Below are 13,354 nucleotides of genomic sequence, written 5' to 3'. Positions count from 1 at the left end.
CAGCCGTGTCTCCATCGGGACAACCCTTCCGACCACGGCCGAAAGTCTCGACCGCGACCAGGTCAGCTGTCACCGATGTCCCGAGACATACCTGTCACCGATGTGTCCGGACTTGGCAGCCGCAGCTGTGCGGGTCTATGACCGCATGCGTAGATCATGGGCGTGAGTTCCGCGGAACAGGCCCGGGAGAGCCCGGCAGCGGGGATGCTCCGAGCGTGGTCCTCGAGCGCGTCCTCGTTCTACAGGCGGGTGTCATCACCCTGGCGCAGGCGCGCGCATGCGGCCTCTCCGCCGACACGGTGCGGCGCCGCGTACGGGCCGGAGCCTGGCGGGAGCTGCATCCGTGCGTCTTCCTGGTCGGTGGGCACCGGCTGACCGGTGAGGCGCGCGTGCGGGCCGCGTGGCTGTCGGCGCAGGATGCGGGAGCGGTGGTCAGTGGGCCGACGGCGGCCTTCTGGCACGGCTTGCTCGACGAGGCACCCGCCGCGGTCGAGCTGACACTCCCCCGGGCGATGCACCGGCCGCGACGCCCGGGCATCGTCCTGCACCGCCGCGACCTGCCGGGCCCGGACGTCACGGAGCATCGTGGGTTCGCGGTCGTGGCCCCGCCGCTGGCTGCGCTGGAGACGGCTGTCGCGCTCCCGCGTGGCTCGGTGTTCCTGGACCGGGCGCTGCAGAAGCACGTCCGGTTCCCCGCCGTGTACCGCAGCTACTGCCGGGGCGTCGGCCGGCACGGCTCGGCGGAGATGCACCGAATGCTCGTGGCGGCCGCCGACCGCGCTGACTCGGCAGCCGAACGCCTCCTGGTGCAGCTGCTCCGCAAGGCCGGCATCGGCGGCTGGGTGCTCGGCCACCCCTTCGGTCCTTACCGCATCGACCTGGCATTCCCCGTCGAGCGCGTCGCGATCGAGGTGGACGGCTGGGCGTGGCACGTCGATGCGGAGCGCTTCCGCACGGACCGCCGGAAGGGCAACGCGCTCACCCGGGGCAGTTGGGACCTGCTCCGCTTTCCCTGGCACACGCTCGATGGCGAGCCCGAAGCCTGCATCGCGGAGGTGGAGGCGACCCTCGCACTGGCCGGCCGCAGGCCCGCGTGATCAGCGTATGCGGTTGCAGAGCCGCACCTGCGCGGTCGTCCGACCGCATACGCTGATCATGCCGCCGGTCCACCGGCAACTCGCCGGCGCGGGGCCGGGCCCGGGACGTTCAGGAGGCGCGGGCGAGCCGCGCAAGGCGGCGCTGCGTGGGCCACCGCACCGAGTGGGCCCACCCCAGCTTCTCGAAGGCCCAGATCACGCGGGCGGAGATGTCGACCTGCCCGCGCTGGACGCCGTGGCGGGCGCAGGTGGGGTCGGCGTGGTGCAGGTTGTGCCAGGACTCGCCGAAGGACAGGACGGCGAGGGGCCAGACGTTGCGGGAGTGGTCGCGGGCGGCGAAGGGCTGGTCGCCGATCATGTGGCAGATCGAGTTGATCGACCAGGTGACGTGGTGCAGCAGCCCGACGCGCACGAACCCGGCCCAGAAGAACGCGGTGAGCGCGCCCCACCACGACCAGGAGAGCAGCCCGCCCAGCGCGGCCGGCACGAGCAGCGTGAGGATCGACCACAGCCCGAACAGCCGGTCGACGCGGCGGATGTCGGTGTCGGCGAGCAGGTCGGGGGTGAACCGCTCGCGGTTGGTCAGGTCGCGGTCGAACAGCCAGCCGGTGTGGGAGTGCCAGAAGCCCTTGGCGAGGGCCGCGGGGCCCGTGCCGAACAGCCACGGCGAGTGCGGGTCGCCCTCCTTGTCGGAGAACGCGTGGTGGCGGCGGTGGTCGGCCACCCACGTGATGACCGGGCCCTGCATCGCGAGGCTGCCGGCGAGGGCGAGCGCGACCCGCAGCGGCCGCTTGGCCTTGAACGAGCCGTGGGTGAAGTAGCGGTGGAATCCGACGGTGATGCCGAGCCCGCTGATGACGTAGAACACCGCGGCGATCGCGACGTCGATCCAGGTGAGCCCCCAACCCCAGGCGAAGGGGATCGTGGCGACCAGCGCCACCAGGGGGAGGACCACGAAGACGTAGACGCCGATCTGCGGCGCCAGGCCGCGCCGCCCGGCGAGGATCGGGCGGGCGTTCCCCGCCGGTCGAGTCGGGGTATCGGCAACGGTCATGGGCATGCTCCAAGCGACGGTGGACTTAGGCTTACCTTACTCACTTCGGATCTCAAGGTCGAGACCGAGCAATGCGTTCTCCACCACCTCGGGCAGCGCCGGGTGGATCCAGTACTGGCCGGTGGCCATCTCCCGTGCCCCCAGGCCGAACGACATCGCCTGGATCAGCGGCTGGATCACCGTGGAGGCCTGCGCGCCCATCACGTGCGCCCCGAGGATCCGGCCGCTGCCGCACTCGGCGATCACCTTGCAGAACCCGCTGGTGTCCTCCATCGCCCAGCCGTACGCGACGTCACCGTAGTCCTGCACCGCGGCGGTGTAGTCGAGGTTCGCGGCGCGGCACTCGGCCTCGGTGAGCCCCACGGTCGCGATCTGCGGCTCGGTGAAGATCGCCGAGGGCACGAACCGGTGGTCGCTGTGCCGCGGCGCGTCGGGGTGCAGCAGGTTGTGCGCCACCACCTTCGCCTCGTGGTTGGCCACGTGCTTGAGCTGGTATGCGGAGCTGACGTCGCCCAGCGCGAAGATCCCCTCGACGCCGGTGCGCTGCCGGTCGTCGACCACGACCCGGCCGTCGGGATGGGTGGCCACCCCGGTGTGCTCGAGGTCGAGGAGGTCGCTGTTGGGGCGGCGGCCGGTGGCGACGAGCAGCAGGTCGCCGCGCACCGCCGAGCCGTCGGCCAGATCCAGCTCGATGTCCCCGTGGCCCCCGCGCACCCCCGTGACGTCGTGGCCGAGGCGCACGTCCCAGCGGCGGTAGGCGACATCGGTGAAGCGCTCGCAGACCGTCTCGTCCTGGTTGCGCAGGATGCTGCTGCGCCCGATGATCGTCACCCGCGCCCCCAGCGCGGAGAAGACGTGCGCGAACTCGACGCCGATGTAGCCGCTGCCGAGGATCACGAGATGCTCGGGGACCGCGTCGATCCGCATGACGGTGTCGGACGTCTCGTACGGCACACCCGACTCCGTGACGACGTCCGGGATCACCGGCCGGCTCCCCGCGGCGAGCACGATCCGGTCGGCGGTGAACGCGTCGCCGCCGGACCCGTCGGTGCGGGAGACCGCGAGCTCCTTCGGCCCGGTGAAGCGCGCGTGGCCCTCGTAGACGGTGACGTTCGGGCTGCGCTCCACGCGGTACTCGCGCCCGCCCGCGGAGATCGGGTCGATCCGGCCGAAGACGCGGTCGCGGATGTCGGTCCAGCGCACCTTGTCCACCGCGGCGTCCACGCCGTAGCGCCCGGCGTCGCGGACGGCCTGCGCCACGTCCGCGGCGTAGACGTACATCTTGGTGGGGATGCATCCGACGTTCAGGCAGGTGCCGCCGAAGACGCCGTGCTCGACGAGCGCGACGTCGAGGTGCGAGAAGCGCTCGTCGGCGATCGAGTTGCCGGAGCCCGTGCCGATGACGACGAGATCGTGGTGGCGCACGGGCCCAACGCTACGTGCCGGTCTGCGAGAAGTGATGGCGGTCCACCGGTGACGTCCACCGCCCGCCCCACTTCCAGCCGATGCGCTCGAACGCCGCGACGACCGGGCCGCCCTCGAGGATCATGCCCGGCAGTTCCCGGTCGCGGTCCAGGTAGGCGGACGCGAGCTCGGGCAGCACCAGGTCGCCCTTGGTGTAGGGGTTCTGGAACGGGTTGACGTCCACGGCGAGGCCGCGGGCGTGCGCCGACCACCGGGTGAGGCCCGTGGCGGGTCGGCAGACGAAGGCGGTGGTGTTGTTGTCGTCGCCGGTGGGCGGGGCGGTGAGCTCGGACGGCTCGACGACGCGCATCTCCTCGATCGGGAAGCCGGCGTCGTACAGGTCGCCGAACGCGGCCGCGACGTCGTCGGCGACCTCGGCGGCGACGATCAGCTCGCCGGTGTGCGCTGCCCCGTCGAAGCCGTGGAAGGACGCTGTGACGTACCGGAGGCCGTCCGGTTCGACCGGGCACTCCGGCTTCCAGGTCGAGCGGGCGAGGACGTCGTCGGGCACCGGCCCGACCGTGGACGCGAACCGCCCGCCGGCGGGCGGCGGGAGGACGTCGCGGGTGGGCAGCCTCCGGTCCACCAGGTCGGGCGGGGTGGGCTGCGCCACGCCGTAACCGTCGGGGCGCAGGGGGAGCGGGGGACGCTCGGCCGGCGATGCGGTGACGGCGACGGCGGTGACTGCGGCGGCGACGACGATCGCGGGTCCGAACACCCGGCGAGCGTCGCACGGGCGTGCGCGGCGCGCGCTCCCCCGATCTGGTAGGCAATTCGGGGTGAGCGAGCGTCAGCGAGCGAATCATCAGCACAGTGCCGGCGCGAAGCGCCGCCCGAGCGCAAGCGAGGGCGAGCGATGAGCGAGCTTGCGAGCGAATCATCGGCACAGCGCCCGCGCGAAGCGCCGGCCGAGCGATGAGTAGTGAGACGGAGACGGCGATCGTGCACCGCGCGTGGGCGGCGGACCTGTCGCGGGACACCCTCTACGAGCTGCTGCGGCTGCGGGTCGACGTGTTCGTCGTCGAGCAGGCCTGCCCGTATGCGGAGCTCGACGGGCGCGACCTCGAGGACGGGGCGCGGCACTTCTGGCTGGGCGGCCACAGCGACCCCGAGCCCGTACTCGGATGCCTGCGGCTGCTGTGGGAGCCCACGGACGAGTTCCGGATCGGCCGGCTCTGCACCGCCCGCTCGGTGCGCGGCCGAGGGCTCGGCCGGCAGCTGATGGAAGCGGCGCTCGCCGAGGTCGGTGACCGGGTGTGCGTGCTGGACGCGCAGGAGCACCTCGCCGGGTTCTACCGCGGGTTCGGCTTCGGGCAGGTGGGCGAGGCCTACGACTGGGACGGTGTGGCGCACGTCCCGATGCGGCGGAGCTGACCACAAGATCGCGGAAGTTCGCGTGAACGCCGCCGTTTCGGGATACTCACGGACGGTGTCGAGCGAGCGAGGTGGGCGCATGACCGACGACCCGACCCGGGCGATGAACGTGCGATCGCCCGCCTACGGCAGCGCCGGACCGGCCGACCCGAACGCCGACCCGGCCACGCAACCGACGATGCGCCCGGCCGTCGCCGGCGGTCCCACGGTTCCGACGCCGGGCGAGCCCCCGGCGCGGGCGGGCTGGCCGGACGCGCCGCCGCCGGCACGCTCGCGCTCCGGCGTCCTGTGGACGGGGCTGATCCTGTCCGCGGTGGTGCTGCTGTTCCTGCTGATCTTCATCCTGCAGAACAGCGCACCGGTGCAGATCAACTTCCTGGGTGTGTCGGGCACCCTGCCCACCGGGGTGGCGCTGCTGCTCGCCGCCATCGCGGGGCTGCTGCTCGTCGCGATCCCGGGTGGCCTGCGCATCCTGCAGCTGAGGCGGGCCGCCCGGCGTCGCTGAACGGGTGGTCAGGACTCGCGGCCGCCGACCTTGATCTCCCACGGGGCGAGCTCGTTGCCCGCGGCGAGCTCGGTGGCGTCGGCGCTCAGGTTGACCACCACCACGCCGTCGTCCGCCCGGAACGCGAGCAGGTTCGGCCGGGACGGTGAGCGGCCGATCTCGACGTCGCCCGTGGCCATCCGCGGCACCAGGAACTGCCACGACTGGGTGAGCGGGAGCGGTTGTCCACCGTCGTCCGTGGTGGCGTCCGTCCAGAGGGCGGGGGATCCGAGCTCGTCGGCCTGCGGGCCCCACAGCAGGGCGCCCGCGGTGCCGGACTCGGCCATGGCGGCGATGGCGGCGAGGTTCACGGCCGCGTTCGCGGGGCTGCCGGGTTCGTCGCTCTCACCCGCGGGGACCTCGGGGTAGTACTCGGCCCACCAGATCGGCAGGTCGGTGCGCTGCTGCAGCCAGCGCGCCAGGTCGGCGAACTTCCGGCCGCCGTCGATGGGGGAGGGGCCGTCCTGGTCGCGCTTGTTCGACGCGGTGTCGACCGCGAGGAAGTCGGCACCCACGTTGTTCTGCAGCCAGTAGTCGACCACGTCGAGGGTGCGCTGGTCGGCCGCGCCCCACGGCCCGGTGACGCCGGCGGAGGTGTCCTGCGCGCCCTGGTCGAGGCTGATGAGCACGACGTACGGGCCGCCGACCTGTACGTCGGGTCGCACGTCCTTCACCGCCCGGTAGACCTGGTTGTAGAGCTCGGTGTAGCCCTCGTAGTCCCAGCGGCCCTTCGCGTCGCTCCAGAAGCCCTTGAGCTCGTTCCACACCATCACCCGCTCGACCTGCGGGTAGCGCTTCACCGCCTCCGCGGCGAGCTTCGCGAAGTCGCCGAAGTGCTCCGGTTCGGGCGCCTCCTCGAGCTCGTCCCAGTCGGTGTCGCCCTCCTCGCCGCCCTTCATCCAGTCGGGCGAGCAGCAGAGCGTGAGCATGCTCTTCTGCCCGGTCTCCTCGGTGAGCTTCATGCGCCGGTCGAGCGTGTCCCAGTCGTACTCACCCGGCGAGGGCTCCGGGTTGTCCGTGCCGAAGCCCATGAGGTGGTGGTTCTGCCAGATCGCGCTGTCGGCGGAGAGGATGTCGAGCCCGCGCTGGCGGGCCTCGGCGGGCTCGGTGTCGTCGAGGCTGTTCTGGGTGTGGGTGATGCCCAGCTCGAGCGGGGCCTCCTGCTTCGTCCACGTCCAGTCGCCCTCGAGCTCGATGGGCGGCAGCGTCGAGTTCGGGGAAGGCAGCGCCGGCGAGGCGACGGGGTCGGCCGAGCAGGCGGCGAGTGCCGCGGTGAGCAGCGCCAGCACAGCGACGACAGGACGGGGAGCGCGCACGAGTACCTCGGTGTCCGGTTCGGGTAGATCCGCCTCGAAGGTGGCAGGGCGTCGCTGTGGAACGGCTGAGAGAACGCCTGCGCAGCGGCCGTTGCGGCCCGATCCCGGGGTCACATCTTGGTCACGGCGGTCAGGCGGCCGTCGGCCGCCTACGGCGTCCCGGACGGCCGTTGCCGGACCGCCTGCCGCTGCGCCGCGGGGCCGGTGCCTGCTTCGGCGGCTCGACGACCGGCACCCCGGACGGCAGCCGCGCGCCCGTGATGCGGCTGAGCTCGCGGTCGCCCGCGGCCACCTCGGTCTGCGGCGCCCGGACCCCCGCGAGCCGCATCATGCGCTCGACGTCCCGCCGCTCGTCCGGCATGACGAGCGTGACGACGGTGCCGGAGTCGCCCGCCCGCGCGGTGCGTCCGGCGCGGTGCAGGTAGTCCTTCGGGTCGGCGGGCGGGTCGACGTGCACGACGAGGCTGACGTCGTCGATGTGGATGCCACGCGCGGCCACGTCGGTGGCCACGAGCACCGGCGTGCGGCCGTCTTTGAACTCCGCGATCGCCCGGTTGCGCGCGTTCTGCGCCTTCCCGCCGTGCAGCGCGCCCGCCACCACGCCCTCGCGGCGCAGGATCTTCACCAGCCGGTCGACGCCGTGCTTGGTGCGGGCGAACAGGATGGTGCGCCCGTCGCGTGCGGCGACCTCCGTGATGATCCGCGGCTTGGCGGCCCGGTCGACGAGCAGCACGTGGTGGTCCATGGTGGCCACCTGGGCCGTGGCCGAGGCGACCGAGCGCGTGACCGCGTCGGTGAGGTACTGGCGGACGAGAGCGCCCACCTCGCCGTCGAGCGTGGCCGAGAACAGCAGCCGCTGCCCGCTCGCCGGGGTGAGGTTCAGGATCGCCCGGACCTGCGGCAGGAAGCCCATGTCCGACATGCGGTCGGCCTCGTCGAGCACCGTGATCTCGATCTGCGAGAGGTCGCACGTGCGCTGGTTCGTGTGGTCGGTGAGCCGCCCGGGCGTGGCGACGACCAGGTCGACGCCCCGCGCCAGCTCGGCCGCCTGCCGGTTGAACGACAGCCCGCCGACGACGACGGCGGTGCTGAGGCGCAGCGCCCGGGCGAACGGGGCGAGCGCGTCCTCGACCTGCTGGGCCAGCTCCCGGGTGGGGACGAGCACGAGGCCGCGCGGTTGCCGCGCCCGGGGACGCCCGGCGGCGCGCTCGGCGAGGCGGGACAGGAGCGCGAGGCCGAAGGCGAGGGTCTTGCCGGAGCCGGTCTGGCCACGGCCGAGCAGGTCACGGCCGGCGAGGGTGTCGGGGAGCGTCGCGGCCTGGATCGGGAACGGCTCGGTGAAGCCGCCGGCGTCGAGCGCGCGCACGACGGGCTCGGGCAGGCCGAGCTCGGCGAACGAGGGCATGCCCGACTCGGGAGCGGTCCACAGCTCCTCGGCCGGCGCGACCGGGGCGAGCGGGGGACGGTTCTGCGGTGTGCGGGAACGCCCGCGGGGGGAGCGGGTGCGGCCGCCGTCGGAGTGACGCGACCGCGCGCTCGCCGAGTTCTGGCCACGGCGAGGGGAAGGGGAAGACAAAAGGACCTCCGGGACGTGGCACGTCGCACGGAGAAACAGCGCCGGACGGCGGCTGGGATCTCGGGACGAGCCCGGGCGCATCGGTGCGCGCCCTGATGGGTACTGCGGGCTGCGCCCGCTTCAGAGCCGTTGCGGGCCGGGCGCCGGTGATCAGAGTAACCGAGCGCCCGGCCGCTGACGGTGCCGTCGGCGGGCTACCCCTGTGACAACCCGCCGCCTCCGGGCATTCCCACCTCCGCCCGCAGCTCGTCGATCAGGGCATCCGGGGTGCCGGCCTCGCCCGGCAGGCCGCGAGCGGTGAACCACTCGCCGATCCGCCGGACGTCCCGGGCCAGGTACTCGGGGCCCTGCGGGTTGCCCACGACGTCCACGACCTGCGGAAGGTCGATCAGGACCAGCCGCCCGTCGTGCACCAGGAGGTTGTAGGCGGACAGGTCGCCGTGGGTGAGCCCGTGGCGGGCCAGGCCGAGCAGCGCGCCGACCAGCTGGTGCCAGAGATCACACAGCTCGTCCGCGTCGGGACGCAGCTGGGCGAGTCGCGGGGCCGCCGTCCCGTCCTCGCTGCCGAGGAACTCGAGCAGCAGCTCCGTGCCGCTGCACTGGACGGGGTAGGGCACCGCGACACCGTCGGCCCACAGGCGCGAGAGCGCCGCGAACTCCGCGGTCGCCCACTGCCCGGCGAGCATCTCGCGGCCGAACGCCGTGCGGTTCGCCATGGCCCGCGTCTCGCGGGACCGGCGCACCCGCCGGCCCTCCAGGTAGCCGGCATCGCGGTGGAACATGCGGTGCTCGGCCGTGCGGTAGCGCTTGGCGGCCATCAGCGTCCGCCGCCCGGTGCCGGGCACGGCGCGCTCGAGGAGGTGGACGTCGGCCTCCTTGCCGGTCTTGATCACGCCGAGCTCGGTGTCGACCGCGGCGTGCCCGGTGACCACCCATGCCGGGCGGGGGTCCGGCCCGTGCTCGGCGCCGTCCCACGTGGACCAGCGGTCGCCCTCGGGTGGGCCGTCGGGCTCGACACCCTCCCGCTCGTCGAGGGCGGCCAGGTCGGGCTCCCGGCGGCGGGTGCGGGTGGGCGCCTCGTCGTCGAACCGGCGGCGACGCGCCTTCCGGGACGGCGTGTTCTCGTAGACATCGGAATACGACTCGTAGTCGTGCAACGCGGGGCTCCAGAGGGAGTGTGCGCCCCGCGGACGGTCCTCAGCGCGGGGCGGGGATCGGACGAGGGCATGCCACGTCCCGGACAGGTGTCGACATGTCGCACCTCCTCCTGATCACGCCGAACCCCGGCGACCTGATGCGAGCACCCTGCCGGACACCGCGAGCCCGCCACAACCGGATTACGCGGGGATCACGATCTCCAGGGCGTTCCCGTTGCGCTCCACGCGCATCCCGGCCCTGCGGGCGATCGCCGCGACGCCGGCCGCGTCCGTCGGCTCGGCGCGCGAACCGGCGAGCACGCGGGCGAGCCTGCCCTTGTGCGCCTTGTTGAAGTGGCTCACGATGCTGCGGCTGCCGTCGGGCCGCTCGGCGAGGACGTTCACCGTGACGGCCCCCGGTGCCCGGCCCAGCGCCGCGTAGGAACCCGACCGCAGGTCCACCACCAGGTCCGCCTCGGCGAGGGCGGCCAGCTCGGGCTCGAGCACGGGCTTCCAGCGGGCGGCCAGGGTGCCTCCGGACGGGAGCGCGGAGCCGGCGGACAGCCGGTACGCCGGCACCGGGTCGTCGGCGTGCAGCAACCCGAAGAGCGCCGACCCCACGGCGAGCCGCGCCCGCGCCCGCGCCGCGGCGGTCCCGCGCAGGGATCCGGCGTCCAGCGCGTCGTAGAGCACGCCCGTGTAGCGGTGCAGGGCGGGCATGGTCGGCGACGTCCACAGCGCGGCGTTGCGGGCGACCTCGGCGTCCTGGGCGGCGGAGAGGCCGAGGGCGGCCCGGCAGGCCGCCACGTCGGCGGCCAGGTCGACGAGCTCCTTCACGAGCGTGCCGCGCACGGCGTCCAGCCCCGGGTGGGAGAGCGTGTCGAGCCGCAGCGGCGGGCCGTCGCCGCCGTCGCGCTTGGTCTCCGACGGGGGAAGCAGGACGAGCACGTGGCGGAGCCTATGTTGTGCGGTCGAGGAGGCGCCGATTACCGTCCTCGACGTGATCGGGCTCGGGCACGTCGGTTCCACGCGGTGACCGCGGTCGATACCGAGCTTCCCCCCGCCAGCGGCGCATGGCGGGAGGGTGACCACCCCGGACGCCGGCGGTGGATCACCCTGCCCGACCCGCTTCCCTTGGAGGCCGGGGGCACGCTGCCCGGTGTCCGGCTCGCCTACGAGACGTGGGGCGAGCTGAACGGCGACGCCTCGAACGCAGTGCTCGTGCTGCACGCCCTCACCGGCGACAGCCACGTGACCGGCCCCGCCGGCCCCGGTCATCCGACCCCCGGCTGGTGGGACGCGCTGATCGGGCCGGGCCGGGCGCTCGACCCGGCGCGCTGGTTCGTGGTGGCGCCGAACGTCGTGGGCGGCTGCCAGGGCAGCACCGGCCCGGCCTCGCCCGGCCCGGACGGCAGGCCGTGGGGCAGCCGCTTCCCGCTCGTCACGGCGCGGGACGCGGTGGTGGCCGAGCGCGTGCTCGCCGACGCGCTCGGCGTGGCCGCCTGGGCGCTCGTGATCGGCGGCTCGATGGGCGGCATGCGCGCCCTCGAATGGGCGGCCACCGAGCCCGACCGCGTGACCCGCCTGTGCCTGCTCGCCTGCCCGGCCGCCACCACGGCCGACCAGATCGGCTGGGCCGCCCCGCAGCTCGCCGCGATCCGCGACGACTCCGGCTGGAGCGGCGGCGACTACCACGACGCGCCGCCGGGGCAGGGCCCGCACCGCGGGCTCGGCGTTGCCCGGCGCATCGCGCACCTCAGCTACCGCAGCGCGTTCGAGCTCGGCGAGCGATTCGGCCGCGACCCCCAGGCCGACGAGGACCCGTGGCGGGGCGGGCGGTACGCGGTGGAGTCCTACCTGGACCACCACGCCCGCAAGCTCGTGCGCCGCTTCGACGCGATGTCCTACGTGCGGCTGACCGAGCTGATGAACGCCCACGACGTCGGCCGGGGCCGGGGCGGCACCGCGGCCGGGCTCGCGCGGGTGACGGCGCGGACCCTCGTGGCCGGCGTCAGCTCCGACCGGCTCTACCCGCCGGAGCAGCAGGCCGAGCTCGTGGCGGGCATCCCGGGGGCCGCCCCGCTGCGGGTGATCGACTCCCCGTACGGCCACGACGGGTTCCTCGTGGAGGCGCCCGCCGTGGGCGCGCTCGTCACGGAGCTGCTGGAGAGCTGACCCCCTCCTTCTCCCCGACGCAGAACTCGTTGCCCTCCGGGTCGGTGAGGGTGGTCCAGGCGAAGACCGCCGGATCCCCGCGCTCGCCGAGCTCCGCGGCCCCGAGCCCGACGAGCCGCTGCACCTCGGCCTGCCGGCTGCCGGTGGGCGCGCCGAGGTCGAGGTGCAGGCGGTTCTTGCCCGAGCGCGGCTCCGGCACCAGCTGGAAGGCCAGCAGCGGCCCGCCCTGCGGCGGCGGGGCCAGCATGATGAACGCGTCGTCAGGCCGCGTCGCGGACGCACCACGTGTCCGCTCACGCGACCGGAGGCGGCTCTCCACGCGATGATCGGCGCTTCGCCGCGAAAACGGGCGAATCCGACCCGGGAACGCGCCGAACCGCCGATCAAGCCTCCGGCTCGGGCCGGGGCGGGGATGGGGCAGGATCGGCGCGTGCCCGATCGTCCCTACGTGCTGCTCTCCGCCGCGATGTCGGTGGACGGCCACATCGACGACAGCGGGCCGGAGCCGCTGCTGCTCTCCGACGCCGCCGACCTCGACCGGGTCGACGAGGTGCGGGCGGGTGTCGACGCGATCCTGGTCGGGGCCACCACCCTGCGCCGGGACGACCCGCGGCTGAACGTGCGCTCCGCCGAACGCCAGGCGGCGCGCGTCGCCGAGGGGCGCCCCGAGTACCCGCTCAAGGTCACGGTCACCGGCTCGGGTGACCTCGATCCCGCGGCGCGCTTCTTCACCACCGGGGCCGGGCCGAAGCTCGTCTACGCCGCCACCCCGGGGCTCGGCACCGCGCGGAATGCCGTGGGTGCGGTCGCCGACGTCGTGGACGCGGGCGACCCGCTCGACCTGGCCCGGCTGCTCGCCGACCTCGGGGGCCGCGGCGTCCGGCGGTTGATGGTCGAGGGCGGCACCGCGATGCACACGCTGTTCCTCACCGCGGGCGTCGCCGACGAGCTGCAACTGGTCGTCGCCCCGTTCTTCGTCGGGGACGCGCAGGCGCCCCGGTTCGTCGGGCCCGGGCGCTTCCCACAGGACACCGCGCACCGGATGCGCCTGGCGGAGGCCCGCCCGATCGGCGACCTCGTCCTGCTGCGCTACCTGCCGGGCGGCGCCGATGACTGACGACCGGCGGCTGCTGGCGCGGGCGGTGGAGCTCGCGCGGCGGTGCCCGCCGTCGGAGACGGCGTTCTCGGTGGGCGCGCTCGTCGTCGACGCCGGCGGCACGGTGCTCGCCGAGGGCTGGTCACGCCGCCGGGACCCGCACGACCACGCGGAGGAGTCGGCGCTCGCCGACCTCGGCGCGGGCTGGCGGGCCCCGCCCGGCGCCACCGTGTACAGCTCCCTCGAACCGTGCAGCTCCCGCGCCTCGCACCCGCTGACCTGCACGGACCTGATCCTCGGCGCCGGCCTGGACCGCGTGGTGTTCGCGTGGCGGGAGCCGGGCGTGTTCGTCGACGGCCGCGGCGCCGAGCTGCTGCGGGCCGGCGGCGTCGAGGTCGTGGAGCTGCCCGAGCTGGCGGCGGCCGCGCGCACCCCGAACGCCCACCTGCTCGGCACGCGCTGAGCGGATCACCGCTCGCACACCAACCGTGGTGCCGGCACACCAACTGCAGTTGGTGTGTG

14 protein-coding genes are annotated in these 13,354 nt (G+C 74.0%); 6 read left to right on the top strand and 8 right to left on the bottom strand.

Annotation, left to right across the window (positions count from 1 at the left end; genetic code table 11):
* Window positions 1–215 precede the first annotated feature (215 nt).
* Window positions 216–1,097: a DUF559 domain-containing protein gene (locus tag ACU436_RS28220; RefSeq protein ID WP_459029992.1), complete on the top strand. Its 882-nt coding sequence runs from the start codon at window positions 216–218 to the stop codon at window positions 1,095–1,097.
* 109 nt (window positions 1,098–1,206) lie between these two features.
* On the opposite strand, the gene ACU436_RS28215 is transcribed toward ACU436_RS28220, so the two are convergent.
* Genes ACU436_RS28215 through ACU436_RS28205 form a run of 3 tightly spaced genes read right to left on the bottom strand, consistent with a single transcriptional unit; the run spans window position 1,207 to window position 4,333 of the window.
* The gene (locus ACU436_RS28215; protein WP_459029991.1) at window positions 1,207–2,151 is read right to left on the bottom strand and encodes an acyl-CoA desaturase; all 945 of its coding nucleotides are present in this window, start codon (window positions 2,149–2,151) and stop codon (window positions 1,207–1,209) included.
* A gap of 36 nt (window positions 2,152–2,187) precedes the next feature.
* On the bottom strand, window positions 2,188–3,576 hold the full coding sequence (locus ACU436_RS28210; protein ID WP_459029990.1) for a mycothione reductase: 1,389 nt from the start codon (window positions 3,574–3,576) through the stop codon (window positions 2,188–2,190).
* Window positions 3,577–3,586: 10 nt separating this feature from the next.
* Window positions 3,587–4,333 (bottom strand): M15 family metallopeptidase, encoded by a 747-nt coding sequence (locus ACU436_RS28205; RefSeq protein WP_459029989.1) that lies wholly within the window; start codon window positions 4,331–4,333, stop codon window positions 3,587–3,589.
* Window positions 4,334–4,530: 197 nt separating this feature from the next.
* Here ACU436_RS28205 and ACU436_RS28200 point away from each other — a divergent pair, with 197 nt between their 5' ends.
* Together ACU436_RS28200 and ACU436_RS28195 are read left to right on the top strand one after the other, a co-directional pair.
* Window positions 4,531–4,989: a GNAT family N-acetyltransferase gene (locus ACU436_RS28200; protein ID WP_459029988.1), complete on the top strand. Its 459-nt coding sequence runs from the start codon at window positions 4,531–4,533 to the stop codon at window positions 4,987–4,989.
* Between the two features lie 79 nt (window positions 4,990–5,068).
* Window positions 5,069–5,494 (top strand): lipopolysaccharide assembly protein LapA domain-containing protein, encoded by a 426-nt coding sequence (locus tag ACU436_RS28195; RefSeq protein ID WP_459029987.1) that lies wholly within the window; start codon window positions 5,069–5,071, stop codon window positions 5,492–5,494.
* 8 nt (window positions 5,495–5,502) lie between these two features.
* On the opposite strand, the gene ACU436_RS28190 is transcribed toward ACU436_RS28195, so the two are convergent.
* The 4 genes from ACU436_RS28190 to yaaA all read right to left on the bottom strand — a co-directional run bounded on the left by ACU436_RS28190 (window position 5,503) and on the right by yaaA (window position 10,509).
* Entirely contained in the window at window positions 5,503–6,849 is a 1,347-nt protein-coding gene (locus tag ACU436_RS28190) for a hypothetical protein (protein WP_459029986.1), read from the bottom strand.
* A gap of 130 nt (window positions 6,850–6,979) precedes the next feature.
* Entirely contained in the window at window positions 6,980–8,254 is a 1,275-nt protein-coding gene (locus ACU436_RS28185) for a DEAD/DEAH box helicase (RefSeq protein WP_459029985.1), read from the bottom strand.
* 365 nt (window positions 8,255–8,619) lie between these two features.
* Window positions 8,620–9,582: a serine protein kinase RIO gene (locus tag ACU436_RS28180; RefSeq protein WP_459029984.1), complete on the bottom strand. Its 963-nt coding sequence runs from the start codon at window positions 9,580–9,582 to the stop codon at window positions 8,620–8,622.
* A gap of 180 nt (window positions 9,583–9,762) precedes the next feature.
* Entirely contained in the window at window positions 9,763–10,509 is a 747-nt protein-coding gene (yaaA, locus tag ACU436_RS28175; RefSeq protein ID WP_459029983.1) for a peroxide stress protein YaaA, read from the bottom strand.
* 84 nt (window positions 10,510–10,593) lie between these two features.
* On the opposite strand from yaaA, the gene metX reads away from it, so the two are divergent.
* Window positions 10,594–11,736: a homoserine O-acetyltransferase MetX gene (metX, locus tag ACU436_RS28170; protein WP_459029982.1), complete on the top strand. Its 1,143-nt coding sequence runs from the start codon at window positions 10,594–10,596 to the stop codon at window positions 11,734–11,736.
* Here metX and ACU436_RS28165 read toward each other — a convergent pair.
* A complete protein-coding gene (locus ACU436_RS28165; protein WP_459029981.1) occupies window positions 11,714–11,983 on the bottom strand; it encodes a VOC family protein in 270 nt (89 codons plus the stop codon). The two genes, metX and ACU436_RS28165, sit on opposite strands and share 23 nt — an antisense overlap.
* Window positions 11,984–12,166: 183 nt before the next feature.
* Here ACU436_RS28165 and ACU436_RS28160 point away from each other — a divergent pair, with 183 nt between their 5' ends.
* Window positions 12,167–12,853 (top strand): RibD family protein, encoded by a 687-nt coding sequence (locus ACU436_RS28160; protein WP_459029980.1) that lies wholly within the window; start codon window positions 12,167–12,169, stop codon window positions 12,851–12,853.
* Window positions 12,846–13,295: a cytidine/deoxycytidylate deaminase family protein gene (locus tag ACU436_RS28155; protein ID WP_459029979.1), complete on the top strand. Its 450-nt coding sequence runs from the start codon at window positions 12,846–12,848 to the stop codon at window positions 13,293–13,295. The genes ACU436_RS28160 and ACU436_RS28155 overlap by 8 nt, the downstream gene beginning before the upstream one ends.
* The last annotated feature ends 59 nt before the right edge of the window (window positions 13,296–13,354 follow it).

The sequence above is a fragment of the Pseudonocardia wallangbongensis genome (assembly GCF_054486945.1).
The sequence above is the reverse complement of the archived record's forward strand: the minus strand, read 5'-3'. Positions and strand labels throughout refer to the sequence as shown.